At 58.8% G+C, this 24,009-nt stretch carries 24 protein-coding genes; 14 read left to right on the top strand and 10 right to left on the bottom strand.

What is annotated here, in order from left to right:
• A partial coding sequence (gene deoD / locus ACE4YL_RS09325) for a purine-nucleoside phosphorylase (protein WP_461360534.1) occupies positions 1-618 on the top strand: 618 nt, incomplete at its 5' end.
• Positions 619-701: 83 nt separating this feature from the next.
• Entirely contained in the window at positions 702-1,958 is a 1,257-nt protein-coding gene (locus tag ACE4YL_RS09320) for a diaminopimelate decarboxylase (protein ID WP_461360533.1), read from the top strand.
• Here ACE4YL_RS09320 and msrA read toward each other — a convergent pair.
• Positions 1,944-2,477, bottom strand: a complete 534-nt coding sequence (gene msrA / locus ACE4YL_RS09315; protein ID WP_461357804.1) for a peptide-methionine (S)-S-oxide reductase MsrA — start codon at positions 2,475-2,477, stop codon at positions 1,944-1,946. The two genes, ACE4YL_RS09320 and msrA, sit on opposite strands and share 15 nt — an antisense overlap.
• Positions 2,478-2,519: 42 nt before the next feature.
• Between msrA and ACE4YL_RS09310 the strand changes: the two genes are divergently transcribed.
• On the top strand, positions 2,520-3,284 hold the full coding sequence (locus ACE4YL_RS09310) for a class I SAM-dependent methyltransferase (protein WP_461357805.1): 765 nt from the start codon (positions 2,520-2,522) through the stop codon (positions 3,282-3,284).
• Here the strand turns inward: ACE4YL_RS09310 and ACE4YL_RS09305 are convergent, their stop codons facing one another.
• Together ACE4YL_RS09305 and ACE4YL_RS09300 are read right to left on the bottom strand one after the other, a co-directional pair.
• Complete coding sequence (locus tag ACE4YL_RS09305) at positions 3,285-4,454, bottom strand: iron-containing alcohol dehydrogenase (protein ID WP_461357806.1); 1,170 nt, start codon at positions 4,452-4,454, stop codon at positions 3,285-3,287.
• A 17-nt stretch (positions 4,455-4,471) separates the two neighbouring features.
• A complete protein-coding gene (locus tag ACE4YL_RS09300; protein ID WP_461357807.1) occupies positions 4,472-5,452 on the bottom strand; it encodes a glycoside hydrolase family 130 protein in 981 nt (326 codons plus the stop codon).
• A 177-nt stretch (positions 5,453-5,629) separates the two neighbouring features.
• Between ACE4YL_RS09300 and ACE4YL_RS09295 the strand changes: the two genes are divergently transcribed.
• A complete protein-coding gene (locus ACE4YL_RS09295; protein WP_461357808.1) occupies positions 5,630-6,046 on the top strand; it encodes a bacteriohemerythrin in 417 nt (138 codons plus the stop codon).
• Complete coding sequence (locus tag ACE4YL_RS09290) at positions 6,043-6,510, top strand: chemotaxis protein CheX (protein ID WP_461357809.1); 468 nt, start codon at positions 6,043-6,045, stop codon at positions 6,508-6,510. Before ACE4YL_RS09295 ends, ACE4YL_RS09290 begins: the two co-directional genes overlap by 4 nt.
• A 53-nt stretch (positions 6,511-6,563) precedes the next feature.
• Here ACE4YL_RS09290 and ACE4YL_RS09285 read toward each other — a convergent pair whose 3' ends face one another.
• From ACE4YL_RS09285 to ACE4YL_RS09265, 5 genes are read right to left on the bottom strand one after another with little or no spacing between them, the layout of a single operon-like run.
• Positions 6,564-7,853 (bottom strand): hypothetical protein, encoded by a 1,290-nt coding sequence (locus ACE4YL_RS09285; protein WP_461360532.1) that lies wholly within the window; start codon positions 7,851-7,853, stop codon positions 6,564-6,566.
• 10 nt (positions 7,854-7,863) lie between these two features.
• Entirely contained in the window at positions 7,864-8,625 is a 762-nt protein-coding gene (locus tag ACE4YL_RS09280; protein ID WP_461359135.1) for an outer membrane lipoprotein-sorting protein, read from the bottom strand.
• 9 nt (positions 8,626-8,634) lie between these two features.
• Entirely contained in the window at positions 8,635-9,960 is a 1,326-nt protein-coding gene (locus ACE4YL_RS09275; protein WP_461359134.1) for an ABC transporter permease, read from the bottom strand.
• A gap of 4 nt (positions 9,961-9,964) precedes the next feature.
• Positions 9,965-11,446 (bottom strand): ABC transporter permease, encoded by a 1,482-nt coding sequence (locus tag ACE4YL_RS09270; RefSeq protein ID WP_461359133.1) that lies wholly within the window; start codon positions 11,444-11,446, stop codon positions 9,965-9,967.
• A complete protein-coding gene (locus tag ACE4YL_RS09265; RefSeq protein WP_461359132.1) occupies positions 11,443-12,156 on the bottom strand; it encodes an ABC transporter ATP-binding protein in 714 nt (237 codons plus the stop codon). Before ACE4YL_RS09265 ends, ACE4YL_RS09270 begins: the two co-directional genes overlap by 4 nt.
• A 200-nt stretch (positions 12,157-12,356) precedes the next feature.
• Between ACE4YL_RS09265 and ACE4YL_RS09260 the strand changes: the two genes are divergently transcribed.
• From ACE4YL_RS09260 to ACE4YL_RS09230, 7 genes are all read left to right on the top strand, one after another.
• Positions 12,357-13,334 carry a LacI family DNA-binding transcriptional regulator gene (locus ACE4YL_RS09260; protein WP_461359131.1) on the top strand — a complete coding sequence of 326 codons (978 nt, stop codon included), beginning with the start codon at positions 12,357-12,359 and terminating at the stop codon, positions 13,332-13,334.
• A gap of 114 nt (positions 13,335-13,448) precedes the next feature.
• Positions 13,449-14,900 (top strand): sucrose phosphorylase, encoded by a 1,452-nt coding sequence (gene gtfA / locus ACE4YL_RS09255; protein ID WP_461365393.1) that lies wholly within the window; start codon positions 13,449-13,451, stop codon positions 14,898-14,900.
• A gap of 109 nt (positions 14,901-15,009) precedes the next feature.
• A complete protein-coding gene (locus ACE4YL_RS09250; protein ID WP_461359129.1) occupies positions 15,010-16,290 on the top strand; it encodes an ABC transporter substrate-binding protein in 1,281 nt (426 codons plus the stop codon).
• 84 nt (positions 16,291-16,374) lie between these two features.
• Complete coding sequence (locus tag ACE4YL_RS09245) at positions 16,375-17,265, top strand: carbohydrate ABC transporter permease (protein WP_461359128.1); 891 nt, start codon at positions 16,375-16,377, stop codon at positions 17,263-17,265.
• On the top strand, positions 17,265-18,095 hold the full coding sequence (locus ACE4YL_RS09240; protein WP_461359137.1) for a carbohydrate ABC transporter permease: 831 nt from the start codon (positions 17,265-17,267) through the stop codon (positions 18,093-18,095). Before ACE4YL_RS09245 ends, ACE4YL_RS09240 begins: the two co-directional genes overlap by 1 nt.
• Positions 18,092-18,790 (top strand): glycoside hydrolase family 32 protein, encoded by a 699-nt coding sequence (locus ACE4YL_RS09235; protein WP_461359127.1) that lies wholly within the window; start codon positions 18,092-18,094, stop codon positions 18,788-18,790. Before ACE4YL_RS09240 ends, ACE4YL_RS09235 begins: the two co-directional genes overlap by 4 nt.
• The gene (locus tag ACE4YL_RS09230; RefSeq protein WP_461369569.1) at positions 18,688-19,530 is read left to right on the top strand and encodes a glycoside hydrolase family 32 protein; all 843 of its coding nucleotides are present in this window, start codon (positions 18,688-18,690) and stop codon (positions 19,528-19,530) included. Before ACE4YL_RS09235 ends, ACE4YL_RS09230 begins: the two co-directional genes overlap by 103 nt.
• Positions 19,531-19,645: 115 nt before the next feature.
• Here ACE4YL_RS09230 and ACE4YL_RS09225 read toward each other — a convergent pair whose 3' ends face one another.
• A complete protein-coding gene (locus tag ACE4YL_RS09225) occupies positions 19,646-21,337 on the bottom strand; it encodes a complex I subunit 5 family protein (protein WP_461360530.1) in 1,692 nt (563 codons plus the stop codon).
• 292 nt (positions 21,338-21,629) lie between these two features.
• Here ACE4YL_RS09225 and ACE4YL_RS09220 point away from each other — a divergent pair, with 292 nt between their 5' ends.
• Positions 21,630-22,940, top strand: coding sequence for a C69 family dipeptidase (locus ACE4YL_RS09220; RefSeq protein WP_461369568.1), 1,311 nt, complete (start codon positions 21,630-21,632; stop codon positions 22,938-22,940).
• On the opposite strand, the gene yfcE is transcribed toward ACE4YL_RS09220, so the two are convergent.
• Positions 22,937-23,491: a phosphodiesterase gene (gene yfcE, locus ACE4YL_RS09215; protein ID WP_461359123.1), complete on the bottom strand. Its 555-nt coding sequence runs from the start codon at positions 23,489-23,491 to the stop codon at positions 22,937-22,939. The genes ACE4YL_RS09220 and yfcE overlap by 4 nt on opposite strands.
• A gap of 117 nt (positions 23,492-23,608) precedes the next feature.
• Here yfcE and ACE4YL_RS09210 point away from each other — a divergent pair.
• A partial coding sequence (locus ACE4YL_RS09210; RefSeq protein WP_461369567.1) for a flavin reductase family protein occupies positions 23,609-24,009 on the top strand: 401 nt, incomplete at its 3' end.

Raw genomic sequence — 24,009 nt, 5'->3', positions numbered from 1 at the left:
GAAACCTACTTGGAAGATATAAAATGTTATAATGAAATCCGGGGCATGTTGGGCTTTACGGGACTGTATAAAGGCAAGCCCGTTTCGGTACAGGGGCACGGCATGGGCATGCCGTCCATCGGCATTTACACCTACGAACTGTATAACATGTACGATGTGGACAACATTATCCGCATCGGCTCCGCGGGGGCCATCAGTGAAGATGTGCAGATCATGGATCTGGTCTTCGCCATGGGTGCCTGCACCGATTCCAACTATGCCTATCAGTACAAACTGCCGGGCACCTATGCCCCCATCGCTTCCTGGGAACTGCTGCACAAGGCCGTGCAGATTGCCCAGGCCAAGGGGCAGCGCTTCTTTGTGGGCAACGTGCTTTCTTCCGACATCTTCTACAACCAGTACGGCCGGCCCGATTCCTGGAAGGAAATGGGCGTACTGGCGGTGGAGATGGAGGCGGCCGCCTTGTACATGAACGCCGCCAAGGCCAAAAAGAACGCCCTGTGCATGCTCACCATCTCCGATGAGATCTATACCGGCAGGGAACTGCCGCCCCAGGAGCGCCAGGTGGGCTTTACCAACATGATGGAAATTGCTTTAGAGCTGGCCATCAGCCTCTAAAAGAGCTTTTTTTTGGACAACCCAACCCGGTTTGGGTTGGGTTCTCTTTATGCTCAAATCCTGCAGAAATAGTGGAGGTTTCCATGAAAAGACCCTTTGTCGATGCAGAGCGTCTGCGTGCCATCGCAGCAGAATACCCTACCCCCTTCCACCTCTATGATGAGCGCGGTATCCGGGCCAACGCCCAAAGGCTCCACGAAGCCTTTGCCTGGAACAAGGGGTTTGAAGAGTACTTCGCGGTGAAGGCCAACCCCAATCCGGTGATTCTATCCATACTCAAGGAGGAGGGCTGCGGAGTGGACTGTGCCACCTCCACGGAGCTCCTCCTCGCGGAGGCCCTGGGCTTCCGGGGCGAGGAGATCATGTTCTCATCCAACATGACTCCCTTCGAGGATTTCCTTTTAGCCCACCGGTTGGGCGCCATCATCAACCTGGATGATCTCACCGATGTGGAGTATATCGCCAAGCTCCCCAGCATTCCCAAGAAGATGTGCCTGCGCTACAACCCCGGAGGCAGCTTCGTGGTGAGCAACGGCATTATGAACACCCCGGCGGAGGCCAAGTTCGGCATGACCCGCCCGCAGCTCACCGAGGCGGTACGGGCCCTTCTTGAGCTGGGCGTGGAGGAGTTCGGACTCCATGCTTTTCTGGTGAGCAACGCCACCACCAATGACTACTACCCCGCCCTGGCCCGGCTGCTCTTTCAAGTGGTGCGGGAACTCCACGAGGAAACAGGGGCCGCCTTCACCTTCATCAACCTCTCGGGGGGACTGGGCGTGCCCTACCATCCCGAGCAGAAGGCGGTGGATATCACCGCCGTCAGCGCCGGCGTGCAGACAGCTTTCCAGGAAATCCTGGTCCCTGCGGGGCTGGGAGATGCCGCGGTCGTGACCGAACTGGGCCGCTACATGCTCGCGCCCTACGGCCAGCTCATCGCCACCGCCATCCGCCGCAAGGAGACCCACAAAAGCTACATCGGGTTGGATGCCTGTGCGGCAGACCTGATGCGGCCCGCCATCTACGGAGCCTACCACCATATCACGGTGGCGGGCAAAGAAGATCACCCCCACGACCACATCTACGACGTGGTGGGGGGGCTCTGTGAAAACAACGATAAGTTCGCCATCGACCGCCAGCTGCCCCGGATCGAGCTGGGGGATCTGGTGGTCATCCACGATACGGGAGCCCACGGCTATTCCATGGGCTACAATTACAACGGAAGGCTCCGCTCAGCGGAAGTTCTGCTGCGCTCCGATGGGACAACCCAGCTGATCCGCCGGGCGGAAACGCCCCAGGACTACTTCGCCACCATGCTCTTCCCCCAGTCAGCGCGCCTTTAGGCGCTCCTGAAACTGGGCGCGGAACTTGGCCACCTTCGGGGCGATCACCAGCGCGCAGTAGCTCTGCTGGGGGTTACGGCGGAAATAATCCCGGTGGTACTCTTCCGCTGGGTAGAACTTCTCCAGGGGGACGATCTCCGTGACAATGGGATCGTCCCAGAGGGCTGCCATCTCCCCTTTGATCTTCTCCGCGGTCAGGCGCTCCTCGGCGCTGCCGTAGAAGATCACCGAGCGGTACTGGGTGCCCACGTCTTCCCCCTGGCGGTTGAGGGTGGTGGGATCGTGGGTGCTGAAAAAGATGCGCAGGAGATCCTCGTAGCTGATCACTTCCCGATTGTAGGTGATCTTCACCACCTCGGCGTGGCCCGTCTGATCGGTGCACACCTGCTCGTAGGTGGGGTTCTCCAGGTGACCGCCGCTGTAGCCGGGGACCACTTCCAGCACTCCCTGGAGCTCACTGAAGATGGCCTCCAGGCACCAGAAGCACCCTCCGCCGAAAACAGCTGTTGCCTGATTCATGGGCAGGTTCCCTCCAATTCAGGTATAGAAAAAGGTGATTGTTTGGAAAGCATCTACAGCTATCCCCATTATTATGAGATAGCCTTTTCCTACCGGGACATCCCGGGGGAAGTTGATGTCATGGAAGAAGCCATGGCCAAGTACTCCAAAATCCCGGTGCAGACAGTGTTGGAACTGGCCTGCGGCAACGGCCCCCACATGCTGGAGTTCCTGGACCGCGGCTATGAGTACTGGGGGCTGGACCTCAATCCCACCATGATCGAGTATGCCCAGGAAAAGGCGGCAAGCCGAGGCTATTCTCCAAAGTTCTACCTGGCCAACCTGGCTGACTTCCGCCTGGATGAGCCCGCAGACTTCCTCTACATCATGATGGGTTCCCTCTATGTGCAGAACACAGAGGAACTGCTCAGCCACTTCGCAGCGGCCCAGGCCGGGTTGAAACCAGGCGGCCTATATTTCCTCGACTGGTGCATCGACTTCGAGCCCCTCAGCCACAACTTCGACACCTGGGTGATGCGCCGCGGGGGCATTAAGGTCACCACCCGCTACACCACCCGAGTCCACAATGCCCCGCAGCAGCTCTACGAAGAGAACATCCTCTTCACCATCGAAGAAAAGGGGCGGGAGCGCAGCCTCCTGCACCAGGGTCTGCGCAGGGCCATCTTCCCCCAGGAGTTCATTCTGGCCGCCACCAAACTGCACCGCTTTGAGTTCATCGGCTGGTGGAACGACTGGGACCTGAAGGCTCCCCTAGGGGAAGGAAGGGGCGAGATCGTCCGCCCCATCACTGTCCTCAGGCGGCTCTAGCTAGCGGCACAGCTCGTAGATGGCCAAAACGTCCTTCTGGCCCAGGGGCAGGAAGCCGCCCAGCTTGTGGGTGTCGTTCTTGGTGGCCTTGGCGGCCATCTCCTCCAGGCGATCTGCGGGGATCTCGGCATCCTGGAGCCGGGTAGGCAGGCCGATGCTGCGGAAGAACTCCTCCAGGCGCCGGATGCCCTCCAGGATGGTCCGCTCTGGGTTGTAGAAGTCCTGGTCCACCCCGAACACCCGCACCGCAAACTGCACGAAGCGGTTGGGGTTGTGCTTGTAAACGTACTTCATCCAGGCCGGGAAGACGATGGCCAGGCCCGCGCCGTGGGCAATATCATAGAGCGCGCTGAGCTCGTGCTCGATATCGTGGGAAGCCCAATCCTGCTCCCGACCCATGCCCAGCAGGTCGTTGTGGGCAATGGTGCCGGCCCACATGATGTTGGCCCGGGCTTCGTAGTTTTCAGGTTCCCGCACAGCCAGGGGCGCGTACTGGATGATCCCCCGCAAAGCCGCTTCGCAGAGGTGGTCGCTGAAGCCCACATCGGTCTGGTTGGTGAAGTAGCGTTCCATGATGTGGGCCATCATGTCCGCCACCCCGCAGGCCGTCTGGTATGGAGGCAGGCTGAAGGTGAGCTCCGGGTTGAGCAGGGCAAACTTGGGCCGCATCACATTGGCGGTGTAGCCCCGCTTCAGCCAGCCGTCCTCGTTGGTGATCACCGAACTGGGGCTGGATTCGCTGCCTGCCGCGGGGATGGTGAGGATAACTCCCAGGGGCAGGCTCTCTTCCGCCTTGGCTTTGCCGGCGTAGAAGTCCCACACATCGCCCCCATAGGGCACGCCGATGGCGATGGCTTTAGCCGAGTCGATCACGCTGCCGCCGCCCACGGCCAGAATCAGGTCGATCTTTTCCCGGCGCACCAGGTCAATGCCTTCCTTCACCAGGCTGAGGCGGGGATTGGGCTGCACGCCCCCCAGCTCCACGATCTCCAGGCCCGCTTCCCGCAGCGAGGCCTCCACCTTGGCCTTCAAACCTGAGCGGACAATATGTCCGCCCCCGTAGTGCAGCAGCACCTTACGGCCCCATTTCGCCGCTTCGCTGCCCACCTTCTCCTCCACTCCCCGGCCAAAGATGATCTTGGTGATGTTGGAAAACGTAAAGTCACGCATGTCTATTCCTCCCTTTCTTAGATGGCATGATCTTTGATAAACTGCACCAGTTCCTGTACATAGCCGAAGGCCACCGCCACCACCGTATCGGCTCCGCCATAATAGAGGGCCAGCCGGCCTGTGGCGCTGTCCACCAGGGCCGCGCAGGGAAAGACTACGTTGGGCACATCCCCCACGCATTCGTAATAGGTCTGGGGCGAGATGATGTACGGTTTGGCCCGGGCGATCACCTTCCAGGGCTGGTCCAAATCCAGCAGGGCCGCCCCGGCGCTGTAGACAAAGCCGTTGCAGGACGTGAGCACGCCGTGGTAGATGAGCAGCCACCCTTCCGACGTTTCAATGGGCACCGGGCCCGCTCCGATCTTGGTGGACTGCCAGCCTTCGGTAACGCCCATGACAAAGCGGTGCCTGCCCCAGTAGGTTAGATCAGGGCTTTCGCTGTAGAAGATGTCTCCGAAGGGCGTGTGACCGTTGTCGCTGGGCCTGGAGAGCATGGCGTAGTTCCCCCCTATTTTCCTGGGGAAGAGCACTCCATTGCGGTTGAAGGGCAGAAAAGCATTCTCCAGCTGGTAAAACCGCTCAAAATCATGGGTGTAGGCTGCGCCGATGGTGGGTCCGTGATACCAATTGCACCAGGTCACGTAGTAGCGATCTTCGATCCAGGTCACCCTGGGATCGTAACCGTAGACGAACCTGGCGATTTCCTCATTGTCGCAGATGAACCTGATGGGTTCCACGTCCAGCTCCCAGCTGAGGCCATCTTTGCTCCGCCCAGCATGGAGCCGCATCTCCCGGGCCTTGTTATCCACCCGGAACACTCCCCTGAACTCACCCTTGTAGGGCACCACTGCGCTGTTGAAAATGCTGTTGGCGCAGGGAATGAGGTCCCTGGGGATCACCGGGTTTTTGGAATAGCGCCAAAGCACGTCGGAACTGCCAGCGGGCCGCTCTTCCCAGGGGATCTGGGGAAGCTCCGGCCCGGCAATTTTCAGCTTCATGCCCGCCCACTCCTTTCCATCCTCTCTCCTTTCACTATTCTGGCTGCACCCTGCCTCTCCTCCCTGGCCCAGGTCCAAAAACTTTGTGAATACCAGAACTTGCCCATTTGCGGGGTGCGCGGGCAGGAGTTGGGGAAAGCGTGCAGAATCTCCCCCCAAAAGGAGTGAGGAGCGGATATGTGGAAAGAGCACTACCGAATCGGGTCAGACCTAGTTGATTCCCAGCACAAGGAGCTTTTTGACCGGGTGGGCAGCTTCATCAAGGCGGTCCAGGACGAAGGCGCGTGGGAGGAGCGTCTGGAGCAGGTCCAGGCCACCTTGGAGTTTATGAAGGAGTATGTGGTCATCCACTTCCGGGACGAGGAAGCGCTCCAGGCAGAGATCGGCTACCCCGGCCTGGAGAAGCATGCCGCCATCCACGCCGCTTTCCGGGAGGAAATCCGCGCCTTCGCGCAGCGGGTGGAGCAGGAAGGCTTTGATGAAGAAAAGGTGCAGGAATTTGCGGCCCGGGTCATGACCTGGTTAATCATGCACGTGGGCAAAGAGGATCAGAAGATCGGAGTGTTTATCCGGTCGCAAGGAGGGCAGTCATGAGAGTCGAATACATAAACCCTTTCTACAAAGCAACCATCGATGTGTTCCGCATCATGCTGAACCTCGACGTGCAGAGGGGGCAGGTCCGGGCCGTGGACGAACTGGTGCCCGTGAGCGAAGCCAACGTGGTCATCGGCGTCACCGGCGATCTCAAGGGTTCTCTGCTCTACAGCTTCCCCAAGGAGATGGCCCTGGAGATGGTGACCATCATGGCCGGAATGCCCATGACCAAACTGGATGCCTTTGTCAGTTCCGCCCTGGCGGAAGTGGCCAACATCATCAGCGGCAATGCGGTGACGCTCCTGTCCCAAAACTCTTTCACCTGCCAGATCTCACCGCCTCAGGTCTTCGTGGGCACGGACGGAGCCCTCTCCATGGCCACCGAACAGGCTATCGTGGTGCCGCTCATTACCTCTATCGGCACCTTCGAAGTGAGCATCTCCCTCCACGGCAGCCCCCGCTAACGAATCAGCGCCTTACTCCAGCTGGAGTAAGGCGCTTAACTTTCGCCTAGCCTCTAGAAAGAACCACCGATGGTCACCGCGGCAAACACCTGACTGGTGCGCCCCGCCGCCCCGAACTCGCTGCCGGGGGCACCGAAATTGGTGCCCACGCCGATGCTGGGGGTGATCTTGCCTACAGCAGGCAGGCGCAGCGTGCCCTGGATCAGGCCCGACTGGTCAGATAGGTTGGCCGTCAGCAGCAGGCTGGCTGAAAGCTTGGAGCCAAGAATGCGGTTCCAGTTCAAGGCACCCGCGGCATAGTGCCGCCCGCTGCCCACCAGGGCCACGGAACCGAGCTTCAGCGGATTGACAACCGGCGGCAGCTGCTGGTTCAAAAGGGCCAGGCGGACCTTTTTGATGCCCTCCTGATCCCGATACCCCTCACCGTTGAAGTAATACTGCACCGTCGCGGCAAGGTCAAAACGTCCGGTATCATCTTTGAAGCGGTACATGCCCCCCGCGGTGGCCTGGAGGAACACGCCGTCCCTTTCCACCACTTCATAGACGGGGCCCCGGGGCTCTAAAAAGCCCCGCTCTGTCCCGAAACTCAGCACCGCTTCCCCGAAAAAGCCAACCTCCCCAAAGGAAGAGGACACCGTGGCCATGAGCCGCGGCGGCTCATCCTGCCGGTAGAAGCCCCCCAAGCCGAATTCGGTTTTGCCCACCACAAACTCCAGCTTGGGGGCAAGGGCGATCTCCTTAAGCTCCTTCACCCCGTCAAATAGGCTGTAGAGATAGAAGTTGCTGCTGCCCTTGGGGTAGTGCACCTTTAAGGTCACCGGGCCTTCCCGCTCCGCTTCTGGATCCAGAGGATCGATGCGCCCGATGTTGATAATGTCCGCGGGGCTGAAGAAGTAGCCCACGCCCCACTTCACATTCTGTTTGCCTGCCCGGAAGAAAACCTTGTTGTCGTAGTTGAAGTCGGCAAACAGCTCCAAAAGCTTGCTCTTGAAGGCATCTTCCCCGCCGCTGGCATCATAGCCCAGGCCCACCTTGCCAAAGGCCCGGAAATTGGGATCCGGCCGGGCGTCCAGATAGAGCTGGCTGTCCAGGGAAGCCCGGAAACGGTCCTCCGGCTCGGCGTCTCCCCTAAAGGTACGGGAGGCCCGGAGGCTGAAGTTGTAGCTGCCCCCCAGATCCAGGCGGTCCTGGACCAAGAGGGCCTCTTCCGGTGCCAGGGCACCTTCGTCCACCTCCAGCTCCACCAGGAGGTCGCCGCCGAAAAGCTCATCAAAATCAACTGCCCAGCTTGTCCCCGCCAGCAAAAGCACCAGCAGTACGCTCAGCAAAGCTGTCTTCCGCATGATTACCCTCCTACCGGTTGACCCGCTCGATATAGGCTTTTGTAAAGACGTGGTCCGGAATCTTGGCCACGGAAATCTCACTGAGACTCACCTGGGTCTTCTTCCCTTCCACCAGCTCATCCAGGAAGACCATCTGCACAGGGATCACCGCTTCCCCCACTTTGGCGTACTTGGGAAACAGCGCCGAACGCATGAGCCGCCGGGTTAGGCTGTACTCCTCCACCTTGAGCACCAAGTTGGTATCCTTGGTCACCCACAACGTGGCGTAGGGAAAGGGAACGGTATCATCCACCGCCTTCAGCTCGATGATGTGCACATCGAAACTGCCTAAGGTGCCTTCGTAGTAGCCTTCCACTTCATAGGAAGAGGACCAGCTGGTGCTGGAGAAATCGGCGTTGCGCACATCGGAGTCCTGGAACGTCTCCTTCAGGGAAGTGTGGGCGAACTGCCTGCTGGAGGGGTCGTAAAACCACAGGTTGTCCCCCTCCAAGAGATAGCCCTGACCCCTTTGGGTCACTGGTTCCTGGATGAGCAGGAGATAGCGTTCCCCATCATCCCGCCGGAACTGCCTCACCACCATTTTTTCAATGCCTTCCTCTGGATCTTCGATAATCAGGGTGAGCACAGCGGAAAAGTCCGTCCCCTCAAAGCGGGATTGGGCGTCGATTTTTTCCAAGATGGCCCGAATCTGGCTGAGATCCTCCGCCTGAACCGGCGGGAAAAGGGCTAAAACGAGAAGCGCAGCAGTGAGCAGCAGATAGATCTTCTTCATGGCAACCTCCTAAGTATGGGAACTGAGTGCCTTAATGGGCGAAAGCCTGGCCGCGGCCCGGGAAGGCCAGTAGGCCGCCAGCAAGCTGGTGAAGACCACCAAGGACATGTTCAAGAGGGCGCTGCCCGGGGAAAGCCGGAAGGTGATGCGCCCCTGCTTGAGGAAGAACTGCAGGGAAGGATCCACGTTGAGGGGCAGGTTCCCCACCACCAAGACGATCAGGCCCGACAGGGCCAGCCCCGCGGCACAGCCCACCAGGCCCAGGAGCACCGCCTCCCACAGGAAGATCAGCTGCACCTGCCGCCGGTGCATGCCGAAGGCCCGCATGGTGCCGATCTCCTTGGTGCGCTCAAGCAAAACCATCCGGAAGGTGTTGGTGATGCCCACCATGGTCACCAAGAGCAGGATGATGAAGATGACCAGCCCCACCCGGTTCAACACCCCCACCGCCAGCTCCACGGGCTCCATGATCTGGTTGATGTTCATCACCCGATAGCGCGTGCCCTGCCAGCGGCTGATCCTTTCCTGCCGGGGCACCGGATCCAGGGACACTCCACCCACGGTCACCGTGGCTGCCGGCTCCTCCTCTTCCTGCTCCTCCCCTGGGGCTAGGAGGCCCTCCCGGAAGGAGCGGGTGAAGCTTTCCACCAGGCTTAGGTCGGTGAGAAACATATTGAGCATCTGGTATTCCTCAGGCCCCAAGCCCAGTAGGCTGTTTAGGTAGGCCCGGCTCACGTAGGCCGCGGAAATTCCGAAGCGCTCCTGGTCTTCCACAAAGGCTGTTACCAGAAGCTCGCCCACATTGTGCTGGCCGGTGAGGGTCTCCAGCTTGATCAAAATGGTTTCCCCCACCTCCACCCCTAAGCGTTCCGCCGCCGGCTGGGGCAAAATCACTGCGTTTTCCAGGCTGAGCACATCTTCCAGGGAACCTTCCGTCACCACCAGACTGCTCAAGAGCTTATCTTCCTCCTGGAAATCCACTCCATAGACCAGGTGCATGGTCTGCTTGGAACCGAAAATCAAGGAAGGCAGGGCTTGGCTGCGCTTCGTAAAGGCGGTTATTTCCGGCGCGTGCTCCGTCAAGAGTTCATCGAGGCGCTGATCTGGGCGGATCCTGGTCACCATCTGGCCCCGCTCATTGAACTCCCGGCCGGTGATGAACACATGGCCCCCCAGGGCATGGGCGAAGTTATCCCGGATGTTTTCCACCAACCCCCCGGTGAGGGCGTTGATCATGGTAATGACCAGCATACCGAAGGCAATGGCGCCGGCCAAAAGAAAGCTCCGCTTTTTCTGGCGGGAGATATTGCGGAATGCTACCTTCAGCGTAAACATGGGATCACCTCGAGCTTTCCATGGCCTTGAGCGGCGAAGTTCGCATGACAAGTGCAGTGGGGTAGGCGCTGGAGACCGCGCCCACGGCCACAATCACCACAAAGGAGAGTACAACCGCGGACCAAGACAGCTCCGGCCGGAGCTCGGGCCCTCCATAGATGATTTCAAAGAAGACATTGCTGGCCTTAAGTCCGATCTTGTTCAGCACCAGGAGCACCAAACCGCCCGCGGCCACGCCCAGCGTGCCGGAGATACCAGACAGGAGCATGGTTTCCAGAACGATCATGCGGCGCACGAAGCTCTTCTGGGCTCCGATGGCCCGCATGGTGCCGATCTCGCTCATGCGCTCGGTTACGGATATGACCAGGGTGTTCATGATGATGATCACCGCCACCACCGCGATGATGAAGACGATGGTGTTGAACACGCTCTTGATCCCGTAGGACAGCTCCGCCAGGGCCCCGGCCCCCTGCCGCCAGTTCCTGGTCTGGGCGGCGATGCCTTTGGCCGCGAAGAAATCGGCGAAGTCCCGCTCCGCCTGCCGGAGGTACTTCTCATCGGTGAGGCGCACCAGCAGATACTGCCAGGCTCCCGCATCTTCCTGGAGGCTAGCTTCTGGGCCTTCGGCCTGCTCCAGCAGGGAGAGCCAGAAATCATCCTCTGCTTCCGGCGCCTCCACGATCACTTCCGTGAACAGGGAATCGGCGGATTGGAAAATGCTCTCCACGTCCAGCTCACCCAAAAACTGGCGTTCTTCGCTGGTGAGCTGGGCGGGATCCGCGGAGCCCACCACCATACCGGCCAGGTCCCGCACGTTGGAAACGTCCATGAGGGAGACCATGTCCAGCTGCACGTTGGACTGTTTGAAGCGGAAGAGCCCGGTGATCTCCACTTCCCTAATGCGCATGCCCGTATGGGTGCTCACGGAGGTGAACAAGAGCTTATCGCCGGGCCTTAAGGTGAAGCCCAGCTGGCTTTCTAATAGTTCAGCCACGGCTTTGTTCAACAGCACACCCTGCTGGCCCGGTTCCCAGAAGCGCCCTTCCAGGATCTCCACGTTATCGGGGAACATGGCCTGGTACTGCCCGGGGATGATGCCGAAAAGCTGTGTGGCCCCTAAAGTGTTATCCCCCCTGGATATTACAGCAGTCGCAGAGACCTGGGGATTGATGGCCGCCACATAGGGCAGGGATTGGGCGAACTCCACGATCTCCCCGTAGTCGGGAATCCTGGGTACCGGCCGCTCCATGGCGGTGAGATCTTGAAAACCGAAGAGCGTGAGGTTGCCTTTGGTCTGACCTGTGATCATGAGATGGCCGGTGTAATTCTTGATGTAGTAGCGTTCAATGCCGGAGGCGGCGGTGTCCATGAAGGAGTTGCCCACCACCAGGACCATGATGCCGATGGCCATGATCAGCCCGATAATGGTTGTTTTCACCTTCTGCTGGCGCACGTTGCGCCAGGCGATGGTCAGGAGGATCCTCATGGGAGCCCACCTGCCGCAGCCTTCGACTTGCTGTTCTCCACCACCTGGCCATCCAGAAGGCGGATGACATGATCGGCGATGCTCATGATGGTGGTGTCATGGGTGGAAAAAATGAAGGTGGTGTTCAGCTCCGCGTTCATTTTCTTCATGAGTTCGATAATGCTCTGCCCGGTCTTGGAATCCAAGTTCGCGGTGGGCTCGTCCGCGAGGACGATCTCCGGCTTGGTGGCCAGGGCCCGGGCAATGGCCACCCGCTGCCTCTGCCCGCCGGAAAGTTCGTTAGATCTGTGGTGGACATGATCCGCAAGACCCACGGCCTCAATCAGGTACATGATCCACTCCCGCATCTCTTTCTTCCCCGGCCTATCCTTACCCAAAAGCAGGGGGAATTCTATGTTTTCATAGACGTTCAGGACGGGAATGAGGTTGAAGGATTGGAAGATGAAGCCCACGGTCTTGTGGCGCAGATTGGTGAGCTCCCTGTCGGTGAGACCTTCGGTAACAGTTCCATTGATCTTCACCAGACCTTCCGTGGGCTGGTCGATGCAGCCGATGAGGTTGAGGATGGTTGATTTTCCCGACCCCGAGGGGCCCACAATGGAGACGAAGTCGCCTTTTTCTATGGAAAAAGACACGCCCCTGAGGGCATGTACTTCTGTCTTGCCCAGATAATAGATCTTCCTGACGTTCTCCAGTTCAACGATGGCCATGGGATCCTCTCCTTAGACAGCCTTATGGTTTAAGTATACCCCATTGAGGGAGCAGGAAGCAAGAAACGGGGAGCAGGCGGCAGCGGGCAAGAGCCGGGCCAGACAGGGATAAACAGCCGCGGCCGAAGCGGCCCCTCCTTTTTACCTTGTAAGGGATTTGTGATACAATGTTGATCAAATCAACAGCACAGGTGATGCCCATGCCTACCATCAGAGATGTGGCTGAAAGAGCCGGAGTATCCGTCACCACAGTATCGCGGGTTTTGAACAACCGCGGCTACATCAGCGAAGCCACCCGCCGCAAGGTTTACCAGGCCATGGAAGAGCTGGACTACCAGCCCAATGAGGTGGCCCGCTCCCTTTTTCGCAAGCGCTCCAACATCATCGGCCTGATCGTGCCCACCGTGGCCCATCCCTTCTTTGCGGAACTCACCGCTTACGTTGAAGCCTATGCCTATGCCCGCGGCTATAAGGTGCTGCTGTGCAACTCCGAGCTGGATGCCTCCAAGGAGCAGGAGTACATCTGGATGCTCCGGCGCAACCAAGTGGACGGCATCATCATGGCCAGCCACACCCTGGAGGTGGAAGAGTACAAAAAGCTGAGCTTGCCGGTGGTGACCTTCGATCGCTTCATCTCCAACCGCATTCCGTATGTCACCTCAGACAACTACCAGGGGGGAAAAATGGCGGTGGAGCTGCTGCTGCAGCGGGGCTGCAGGAAGATAGCACACATGTGCGGCAGCCTGGATCTGGACATGCTGGCCAACCAGCGGCACAGGGCCTTTATGGACGTGGCAGAGGAGCGCCAGGTACCGTATTTCACCGTGGAAACGGACATCAATGTGTTTGAGATGGGCAAATACGAGAAGCTCCTGGAAGACCTGCTCACCCAAGAGCCGGAGATCGATGGCCTCTTTCTCAACAGCGATATCATGGCCATCGCGGCCATGAAGGTCTGCCGCAAGCTGGGCAAACGCATCCCCGAAGATATGAAGATCATTGGCTATGACGACGTTTCCCTGGCCTCCTTGGTCTCACCCCAGATCACCTCCGTCCGGCAGCCCCTGGCGGAGATGAGCGAGCTTTCGGTGAAGCTCATTGAAGATCTGGTGGAAGGCAGGCGGGTGCAGGTGGAAAACTGCCTGCCGGTGGAACTCATGGAACGGGAAACAACTTAAAACTCGCCAGCGCTCCGCTGGCTTTTTTCTGGCCCCATATGTTAACCGGTTGACATATGTTGTTAAATTATCTATACTAGCAGTACAGCAAAGATATCCACCGGAGGTGCTGGAATGACCCTGCGCAACCAGATCATGCTCATCACCTATCCCGACAGCCTAGGCAGGAACCTGCAGGAACTGAAATATTTCCTCCGCAAGCATCTCAAGGGGGTCATCGGCGGATTGCACATTCTTCCCTTCTACCCCAGTTCCGCGGATCGAGGCTTTGCCCCCTTGGAGTACACCGTGGTTGATCCCGCCTTCGGCACCTATGAAGATATCATGGAGTTGGGAGAAGAATTCGACCTCATGGTGGATTTTATGATCAACCACATCTCCCGCCAATCGCCCCAGTTCCAGGACTTCCAAAGGAGCAAAGACAGCTCCCCCTACCGGGAGATGTTCATCCGCTACAAAGACTTCTGGCCCGGCGGCGAACCCACCCCCGAGGATCTGCGCCGCATCTACCAGCGCAAGCCCCGTCCACCCTATGTAGAGGTAACCTTTGCCGATGGCAGCAGAGAAAAACTCTGGTGTACCTTTTCCGAGGAGCAGATCGACCTTAACGTGGACTCCCCGGTAACTCGGGAGTTCATCCGGGATTCCCTCGCCTTCCTCGCCCAGAAAAAGGCGGCGGTGATCCGCTTGGACGCCTTTGCCTACGCCACCAAAAAGCCCGGCACCAACTGCTTCTTCGTGGAACCTGAGGTCTGGGAGCTTCTGGAGTTCACCCGGGATGTGCTCGCCCCTTACGGCGTGGAAATTCTCCCCGAAATCCACGAACACTACACCCTCCAGCTGAAACTGGCGGAAAGGGGCTACTGGGTGTACGACTTTGCCCTGCCCATGCTGCTTTTATACAGCCTCTATACCGGAACTAACCAGCGCCTTTTGAACTGGCTGCGCCTCTGCCCCCGCAAGCAGTTCACCACCTTGGACACCCACGATGGCATTGGGGTGGTGGATGTCCACGACCTGCTCACTCCGGAAGAGATTGAGGAAACCAAGGCATACCTCTTTTCCCGAGGAGCCAACGTGAAGCCCATCTACAATACCCCGGCATACAACAACCTCGATGTCTACCAGCTGAACTGCACCTATTATTCCGCCCTGGGCAACAACGACGCCGCGTACCTCCTGGCCCGGGCCATCCAGTTCTTCACCCCCGGTATTCCCCAGGTGTATTATGTTGGCCTGCTGGCCGGAGAAAACGATCTGGAGCTCCTGGAGAAAACCAAGGAAGGCAGGAACATCAACCGCCACTACTACAGCCTGGAAGAAGCGGAAAAGGAGCTGGAAAGGCCCGTGGTGCAGCGCCTCTTTGCGCTCATGCGTTTCCGGAGCTCCTATCCGGTTTTCGCTGGTGAGTTCAGCGCGGAGCCCTTGGGCCCAAGTGGGCTGCGCCTCGCCTGGCGCCGGGGTGAATACCAGGCCGTTTTGGAGGGCGATCTGCGGAGCCACAGCTTTACCATTTCCTATCGGGACCCGCAAACCGGCCAGAACAGGACCCTGGATCTGGGCTAGGAATTTTTCCGGTGCCATGTGTTAACCGGTTGACATATGTTGGCAGATGGGATACAATCCTAATAAAAAGAAGCGGATGTCAAATCTGCGGTAAGGAGGAGGAAGAGTTGTGAGAAGGGTTAAGTTAGGTTTAAGTGTGCTGCTGTTCACCCTGGTCCTGTCCCTTTTCAGCGCGGCCGTCTTGGCGCAAGACGTGCACATCACCGTCCTCAACTCTAAGGGAGAAATCCAAGCTCAGCTCGAAGAAATTGCTGCCTACTACAGCTCCATCACCGAGGGGGTGACCGTTGAGGTCATCGCGGCGCCGGTGGGGCAGTCGCCCTTCGAGCGGGCCATGGCCCTCTATGCAGCTGGCAATGCACCGGCACTGCTCATGCTGGATCCCGGTGACGTCCTGCTCTTCCAGGATCGGGCATTGGCCCTCAACGATGAAAAGTGGGTAGCCGATGCCATTGATGGCAGCTTAGATCTGGTCACTGCGGCAGATGGCCGAATCCTGGCTTTCCCTGTGACAGTGGAGGGTTACGGCTTTATCTACAACAGGCCGGTTGTGGAAAAGGCCCTGGGAGGCCCCTTCGATCCCAAGACCATCAACACCAGGGACGCCCTGCGTGAGCTGTTTGAGGCCATCGAAGCCAGCGGCAAAGGCGCCTTGGTTATTGCCCCTGAAGATTGGTCTCTGGGAGCCCATTTCTTCGGCCTGGCCTACGCCACCCAAGCTCCGGATTTTGCCGCCATCAACGAGTTCCAGGAAAGCCTTAAGCGGGGCGAGGTCAAACTGGCCGAGAATGTGCCCGTGAACGGCCTTTTGGATACCTTTGACCTCATGAAGGAGTTCAACTACGACCGGATGGATCCCCTGGCCAGCACCTACGACCGGGGCACCCAGCTCATTGCCGAAGGCGAAGTGGGACTTTGGTTCCAGGGCAACTGGGCTTGGCCGCAGATCAAAGACTTCGACACCACCGGCGGGCAGTTCGGCTTCCTGCCTGTACCCATCAGCAACAACCCAGCAGATCTGGGCAACACCCAGGTCCCGGTGGGCGTAACCAAGTACTTCATCATGGACGGCGAGCAGAACTCCCCCGCCCAGCAGCAGGCGGCTAAGGACTTCTTGAACTGGCTGGTTTACGATCCGGAAGGCCAGAAGCGCCTCGTGCTGGATGCCAGCATCATGCCAGCCTTCAAGAACATCACCATTGTCCCCGAAGATCCCCTGGCCGCATCCCTCCTGGAGTATGTGCGGGAGGGCCGGACCATCACCTTCGTGCTCAACCTGCCTCCGGATCATTGGGCTGAAGTGGGCGCTTCCATGCAGAAGTATCTCTCCGACTTTGTGGATCGGAACGGTTTCTTTGCGGAAGTGGAGGCCTACTGGCGGGGATTGTAGAATAAGGATAGGAACATTAGGCAGCTGCCCGGCTGCCTAGTGTTCCCCTTTTTTGCCATTTTGCCCTAAAGCGAGGTGCAGAGCATGCAGGCAGCGGAGAAAAGGTTCGTGGAAAAGCTCAAGACCTACCTGCTCTTTGCCGGGCCAACCACCTTGGTCTTTATCACCGTGATCATCCTACCCTTCCTCTTTGGCATCTACCTCACCTTTACCAACTGGGATGGCATCTCCAAAGCCTACACCTTTGTGAGTTTCAGCAATTACAAGACGGTGTTCCAGGACGCGGCCTTCTGGACTTCCTTCCTGCGTACCGTAAAGTACGTGTTTTACACGGTGATCCTCGTCAACAGTCTGGGGTTTGCTCTGGCCTACGCTCTAACCGGCAATAGAGTATGGGGACAAAACCTGCTGCGCACAGGTTTTTTTGTTCCCAATCTGATCGGCGGCATCATTTTAGGGCTGGTGTGGCGGTTTATCTTCTCCAATGTCCTGGTCTACCTGGGCCGCACCTTCAACATCGGCTTTCTGTCCTACTCTTGGCTGGCCAATCCCCACAAGGCCCTCTGGACCCTGGTCATCGTCAGCGTCTGGCAGTACTCCGGCTACATGATGATCATCTTCATCGCCGGGCTGTCCAATATTCCCCGTGAACTGCTGGAAGCGGCCACCATCGACGGTGCCACGGGCTTTCAGCGCTTACGGACCATTGTGCTGCCCCTCATGGTCCCCGCCTTCATCGTCACCGTCTTTTTAACCATTCAGCGGGGCTTTATGGTTTACGATGTGAACCTGGCCCTCACTGATGGGGGGCCCTTTAAGACCACCCAGCTCATCAGCATGCATGTGTATGAGAAGGCTTTCCTCGCCCAGCAGTACGGCGTGGGCCAGTCCCAGGCCTTCTTCCTGTTCCTGCTGGTGGCGGCCATCAGCCTCACCCAGGTTTACTTCACCAAGAAGCTGGAGGTGGAGGTGTGATGAAAGCTCTCCGCCGGGCCCTCAGCTTCCTGCGCCACCTGCTGCTCTACGGCCTGTTTGCCGTCTATCTTTCGCCCTTTTTCCTGGTTTTGATCAACTCATTCAAGAGCCGCCGGGAGATCCTCTCCAACCCCTTTGGGCTGCCCCCCGCCTGGTCTTTGCAGAACTTCACCACCGCCTTCCAGCGCATGGGCTTTGTGCCTGCTTTTATGAATTCCCTGGTAATCACCGTATGCAGCGTAATCGGCATCGCCGTGTTTTCCGCGATGACCGCCTACCTGTTCGTACGCACCGACTGGCGGTTTAACAAGCTCATGTTCTTTGCCATGGTGGCCTCCATGCTCATCCCCTTCCAGGCCATCATGATTCCCCTGGTGAGGATTTACGGCGGGCTGAACCTTTTGAACAACCGCTGGATCCTAATCTATATGTACCTGGGTTTCGGCTCTTCCTTCGCCGTGTTCCTCTATCACGGGTTTATCAAGTCCATCCCCAAAGAGCTGGAAGAAGCGGCCATGATCGATGGCTGTTCCCGCCTCCAGGTCTTCTTTTTGGTGGTCTTTCCGCTGCTCAAATCCACCACGCTCTCCCTGATCATCTTGAACGTGCTGTGGATCTGGAATGATTTTCTCCTGCCTTCTCTGGTGCTGATCTCCGCCAACAACCGCACCCTGCCCCTCACCACCTTCTACTTCCACGGCACCTACACCTCCGATTACGGTCTGCTCATGGCCGCGCTCATGCTCACCATCTTGCCGGTGATCATCTTCTACACCGGACTCCAGAAACACATCATCCGGGGCGTCATGGAAGGGGCTATCAAAGCGTGAAGCACAGGCAGCTCTTGGAGCGAGCTAACCGCAGTTTAGTGGAGGCGGCTGCGCTGGTTGACCCAACCTTCCGCCTCCACTATCACTTCATGGCCAAGGCCCAGTGGATGAACGATCCCAGCGGCCTGGTGTCTTACGGAGGCTACTACCACGTTTTCTACCAGCACAACCCCTACGCTCCCCGATGGGGCTCCATGCACTGGGGACATGCCCGCACCAAGGACTTCCTGTCCTGGGAACACCTGCCGGTGGCCTTGGCACCCAGTGAAGAGTACGACCTGGACGGCTGTTTTTCCGGAAGTGCCGTGGTGGCAGATGGCCAGATGCAGCTGTTTTACACCGGGGTGAGGGAAGTAAAGGGCAAGCTGGTACAGGTCCAGTGCCGCGCCCTCAGCTCCGACGGTATCCACTTCCGCAAAGATCCCCTCAATCCTTTGATCAGCACTTATCCGCCGGAAGGCTCCCAAGACTTTCGGGATCCTAAGGTGTGGCGCTGGGGTGAGGCTTGGTTCATGGCCCTCGGCTCCGGGCAGGGCGGCAGAGGCAAAGTGCTGCTCTATATAGGTCAGTCGTTCTGCGCAGGTGGAGTTTTGTGGGAGTGGCCGCGGAAAGCGATGGAACCCAGGGGACGGTTTGGGAATGCCCGGACCTCTTTCCCCTGGGAAGCAAGCACTGCCTGCTGGTCTCCCCCTTAGGGCGGGCGCCGCGCCGGGTGCTTTATTTCCTCGGCGAGCTGGATTACGGAACGGGAAGGTTCAAGGCGGAAACAGCCGGCGAGCTGGACCGGGGCCCGGACTTTTACGCTCCCCAGACCTTCGCCGGCGCCGACCGCCCCATCCTCCTGGCCTGGATGCAGTCCTGGAAAGGGGAGATCCCCACCACCGAGCACAACTGGGCCGGTGCCCTAACCTTACCCAGGGAGCTGGCCCTGGACTCTGCAGGGCGCCTGGTGGTGCGTCCCCTCGCGGAGCTGGAAAAGCTCAGATCCAGCGCTATTTTTCGCGGAACGCTCGCGTTAACGGACGGGGCCCCCCCTTTTGATCTCAGCCAAGGGGGGCTGGAGGTGATCCTGCGGGCCGATCCTGCAGGCACGGGCGCTTCGGAATACGGAATCCTGTTCCGAACTGCCCACGGGAGGGAGCGCTTCACCGTGGGCATCAGCCAGGGCCGGGGAGAAGTATACTTAGACATCACCGGCATCCCCAGCCGCCGCGGCGGGGTCTATTCCCTCCAGCTGCCGGCCAAAAACGGGAGGGTGGAGCTCAGGTTCTTTCTGGACCGCTCGTCCTTGGAACTTTTCGCAGCTGGAGCCCCCTGCAGTATCACGGCGCGCCTTTACCCCAGCTCCCCGCTGCTGGTTCCTGAACTTTTCGCCTGCGGCGGTGCGCTCCAAGCCGCTGTGGAACTCTGGAGCCTTAAGGCGGGAACCGGGTAGAAACCCCGGGGGGCTGCCAGGCGTCCCAAAAAAGAGGCACTGCCCTTCTCCAGAGAAGAACAGTGCCTTAGTAATCGATTGTCAAGGGAAAGGCTTTAGGTTGAACTCCAGCCCCCTACTGGCCTGCCCGTGGCTGCAGCAGTCCCCGGACTTTTCTGTACAGGGTTCTTGCTGCCCAGTCAATGCTCAGCCAATAGGGAAGCTGCAGGTGGAAGAGGTGCGTCTTCATACCCACGGCGAAAAGAACAAAGCCTGCCGCGAGGGTGAGCAGCATGCCCCGGATGGCGGGCCAGGTGAAGAAGTCCAGGTGGTCCAAAACCCCAAGGCCCACCGTACCGCAGCTCTCCGCCGCCGGCTCCACCAAGAGGCTCAGGGCCCAACCGGGCATGGTGCCGATGAGCAGCATGGCCACGGACAGCATGAGCATGGCCACGGCCAGCGCCTTGTTCTCACCGCGGTTGAACTGAACAGGGGTTTTCTGCTTGCCCAAAAAGGCCAGGCCCATGAGCTTCACAAAGGAAGCGGTGGTACCCACGCCCACCAGGGTAAAGATGCGCTCCGCCCAAACCATGAGGGGACTGCCTGTGGCCGCCGCCTCCAAAATGCCGTGGTGCAGGAGTGTTTTGCTGATATAACCGTTCAGGCCGGGGGCGCCCGTGATGCCCAGGGCCGCGATGAGCATCATGATCCCAGTCAAGGGGAAGGCTTTCCACAGGCCGCCCAGTTTATAGAGATCGGCTTCACCTGTGCCTAAGATGATAATGCCCACCCCGAAAAAGAGGGATGATTTGAAGAGCGCATGGTTGAGGGAATGGAGCACTGCCCCGGCGATGCTGAAGGCGCCGTTATCCTTCAAGAACAGGGCTGAGCCGATGCCTAGGATGATGTAGCCCATCTGGCTGATGCTGTGGTAGGCCAGAAGGCGCTTGGCATTCCCCTGGAGCAGCGCCAGGCATACCCCCAGCAGCATGGTGATGCTCCCCACCACAACCAGCAGGGTCCCCGCCCAGGGAATCAGGTCGGTCTGCCCCCAATTCACCAGCTGACCGGTGCGGATCAATCCATAGGCGCCGGTCTTGATCAGGATCCCCGAGAGGAGTGCACTGGCGGGGGTTGGCGCCACAGGATGGGCCTTGGGCAGCCAGATGTGGAGGGGAAACATGCCCGCCTTAATCCCGAAGGCGGCAATCAGGAACAAAACTGCCCAGATAAACGGAAGGGTGCGGGTGGGGCTGATGGCAGCCAGGCCCACCTGGGGACGGACTCCGGCCAAGTACAGCAGGATCACGGCGGTACCCATGAACACCCCCGCGGCCACGCTGAGATGGTGATAGAGGTCGCCAGCCTGTTCGGCCTCTGGGTTTTCATGGTAGCGCACCCACACCGTGGAAGTTACGGACATGAGCTCAAAGAAGAGCAGCAGCACGATGAAGTTGCCAGCCAGGAAAATACCCTGGGTTGCCCCTAAGGTAATGAGGTAGTAGGTGTAAAAGGGGGCGATCTGCTCCTCGTAGCGCATATAACTGTGCATATAGATGCCCGCCGCCAGCCAGACAAAGGAGCTGAACAGGCTGAACAGGGCGGAAAGGGAATCGAGCCGCAGAATCGAACCTAGAATACCCCAAGAGGCAATCCCCCAGGTGTGGGCTCCCCCGGAGCGCACCAGGTACAGATTCAGTACACTACCCAGGAAGGTGAGTGCGGCTACCGCAATTGTAAAAAGGGATTCGGTGCGTCTTTCGTTAATTTTTGCCGCTGCAGCTGCACAGAGAATGGGAAAAAGTATGAGTGCCAGACTCCAAAACATCCTGCTTCATTCCTCCATCGAACTGCTGCCTGGTTTTAAACACTTTGTCACGCCTATCACTATATCTGTTCGTGAACCCGTAATCAAAACCCTTCTTCGCCCGTTTTCCCGGTTTGTGGAACCCTTGCGCCTGAAATCGACTGCTCACTTATGATTGCTTCCTTTCTTGAGACAGGCAGTCCGCAAACGCCCATCAGAACGTCAAAGGACGCGATCTGCCCCCGGACTGACAGGATCCGCACCGCGGAGGGCGAACTAATCCCCAGAAGCGCACGGCAAGGAGTTGATTTTTGTGTGTGATACCATGGTAGCACTGGGCAGTGCCACAAAGGACGGCAGCGTGATCTTTGCCAAAAACAGCGACCGGCAGCCCAATGAGCCGCACCTGCTGATCCGCATCCCCAGGAAAAGGCATCCCAAGGGTGCCCAGGTGAAGTGCACCTACATCACCATTGACCAGGTGGAGGAGACCTACGATGTGCTCCTGCTCAAACCCTCCTGGATGTGGGGCGCGGAAATGGGGGCCAACGAATGGGGCCTGAACATCGGCAACGAGGCGGTCTTCACCAAGGTGAAGCAGGGACCACCCAGCCTGTTGGGCATGGATCTGGTCAGGCTGGCCCTGGAGCGCTGCCGCACCAGCTTGGAAGCTGTGCAGCTGATCACAGGGCTTCTGGCCAAGCACGGCCAGGGAGGCAACTGCGGCTATGAACGGCGGTTCTACTACCACAACTCGTTTCTCATCGCCGACCGCAGTTCAGCCTGGGTGCTGGAAACCGCGGGCCCCTTTTGGGCCGCCAAAGAGGTTAAGGATGTCTACGCCATCTCCAACCGACTGAGCATCGGCCGGGACTACGATCTGGCCCACCCCCACCTTGTAGATTACGCCATTTCCCGCAAGTGGTGCCGTTCGGAGGAGGACTTCCACTTTGCCCGCTGCTATACCAACGAGCTGATCACAGCCTTCGCCGGCGCGGCCCAAAGGGAAAACGCCTGCTCTCTGCGGCTGCAGCAGGCCAAGGGCAGCATCACCGTGGAGACCATGTTGGAGATCCTCCGTTCCCATGAACCCAAGCTGGAACAAAACCCCTTTGCCAAACCCTCGGTGCGCAGCGTGTGCATGCACGGGGGCGGGCTGGTGGGCGACCATGCCACGGGCAGCTACGTAGCCCAACTCACAGACGAACTGGATACCTACTGGCTCACGGGCAGCTCCACTCCCTGCATCTCCGTTTTCAAACCCTACTGGCTGACGGAAAACGACATCCTCTTCTCCGAGGATCAGGAGGAAGAAGCACTGCAGTTCTGGCTGCTGAGGGAGAAGCTCCACCGGCTGGTGCTGGAGCACAAGGTGGCAGACCTGGAGGGCTACCGCCGGGAGGCTGCCCAGCTGGAGCAGGAGTTTTTAGCCCTGGCCGCAGCGGCCCGCGCCGGCGGGGGTGAGCCCGCCCAGCTGGAAGCCATCATGAAGCAGGCCTGGCAGAGGGAGCGGGAATTGGTGGAAAGCACCGTGGAGCGCAGCAGGTCCAATCCAGGCACAATCCAGGGCAGTCTCTGGTTCAGATATTACTGGCGGAGGCAAAGTAAAAGGCTGGGCCTTTAAAGGTCCAGCCGGGCGAAGACCTGTCCTTGATCCAGGTCGTACAGTTCCACTGAGCTGCTGCTTAACAGCGCCACACTGCGCCGGGCCTGCCTCCCCTTGGGCAGCGCGGGGCTGCCGGGGTTGAGGAAAACGGTGCCTCCTTGGCGCTGCAGTACAGGTTCGTGGGTGTGGCCGCTGACCCAGAGCTTGATCTGGAAGCGCTGGATCAAAGCTTCCATCATTTCGGGGCTGTAGTGGTGGCCGTGGGTAACCAGAGCCCTGCCGAAGGGCAGTTCCACCATGAAGTAGGGATCCTGCAGGATAATGTCTAGCACCATCTGGTCCACGTCGCTGTCGCAGTTGCCCCGGACAGCCAAGATGGGGATGGAACAGGCATTGATCTGCTCAAACAGCTCCAGGGTGTTGTAGCCTTCGGGGAGGGGATTGCGGGCGCCGTGGTAGAGCACATCGCCGCAGTGCCAGATCTGCTCCACGTCCTTGAACGGGCCGTTGAGGGCATCCAGCCAGGCGCGGGTGCTCCCATGGGTATCACTGATTATCCCGATCAGCATGATCTTGCCTCCTTTGCTGTGGTGAACTTGGGAAGAAGTAGCATACCAATTCCCCTTATTCTCCCCAATCTCCTGCCTTGTGAAATCCGAAGCCAAAAAGAAAGGTGCTGATCGCCCATGGCCTTGAACGCATTTCACTATGGAGTGAATGCCGTCTGCTTTGAGAAAGCCGGGCGCAAATACGGCATGATCTGCTCCTGGGCAACCCAGGTTGATTACGACAAGATCGTTCTGCTTTTGGGTGCCCAGAGCGTTACTGGAAAGAACATCGCGAAAGGCGACGTTATCGGCGTGAGTGTCCTCAGCGTGGGGCAGGAAGCTGTGGCAAACCAGTTGGGCTTTGGCCATTCCGACGAAGTAGCTAAGCTCGCGGGACTCGCCTACACCGCGGAGGGTTCAGCCATATTGATCAGCGGCGCGAGCGTCACCATGGTGGTTGAAGTGCTCGATGTGCTCCATCTTCCCGGGATCGAGGAGGACAGTTTGGTATACGGTTTGATCAAAACCTATACCCAAAG

The organism is Candidatus Darwinibacter acetoxidans, assembly GCF_041936445.1.
Taxonomy (GTDB): domain Bacteria; phylum Bacillota; class Limnochordia; order Darwinibacteriales; family Darwinibacteriaceae; genus DTU010.
The sequence above is the reverse complement of the archived record's forward strand: the minus strand, read 5'-3'. Positions and strand labels throughout refer to the sequence as shown.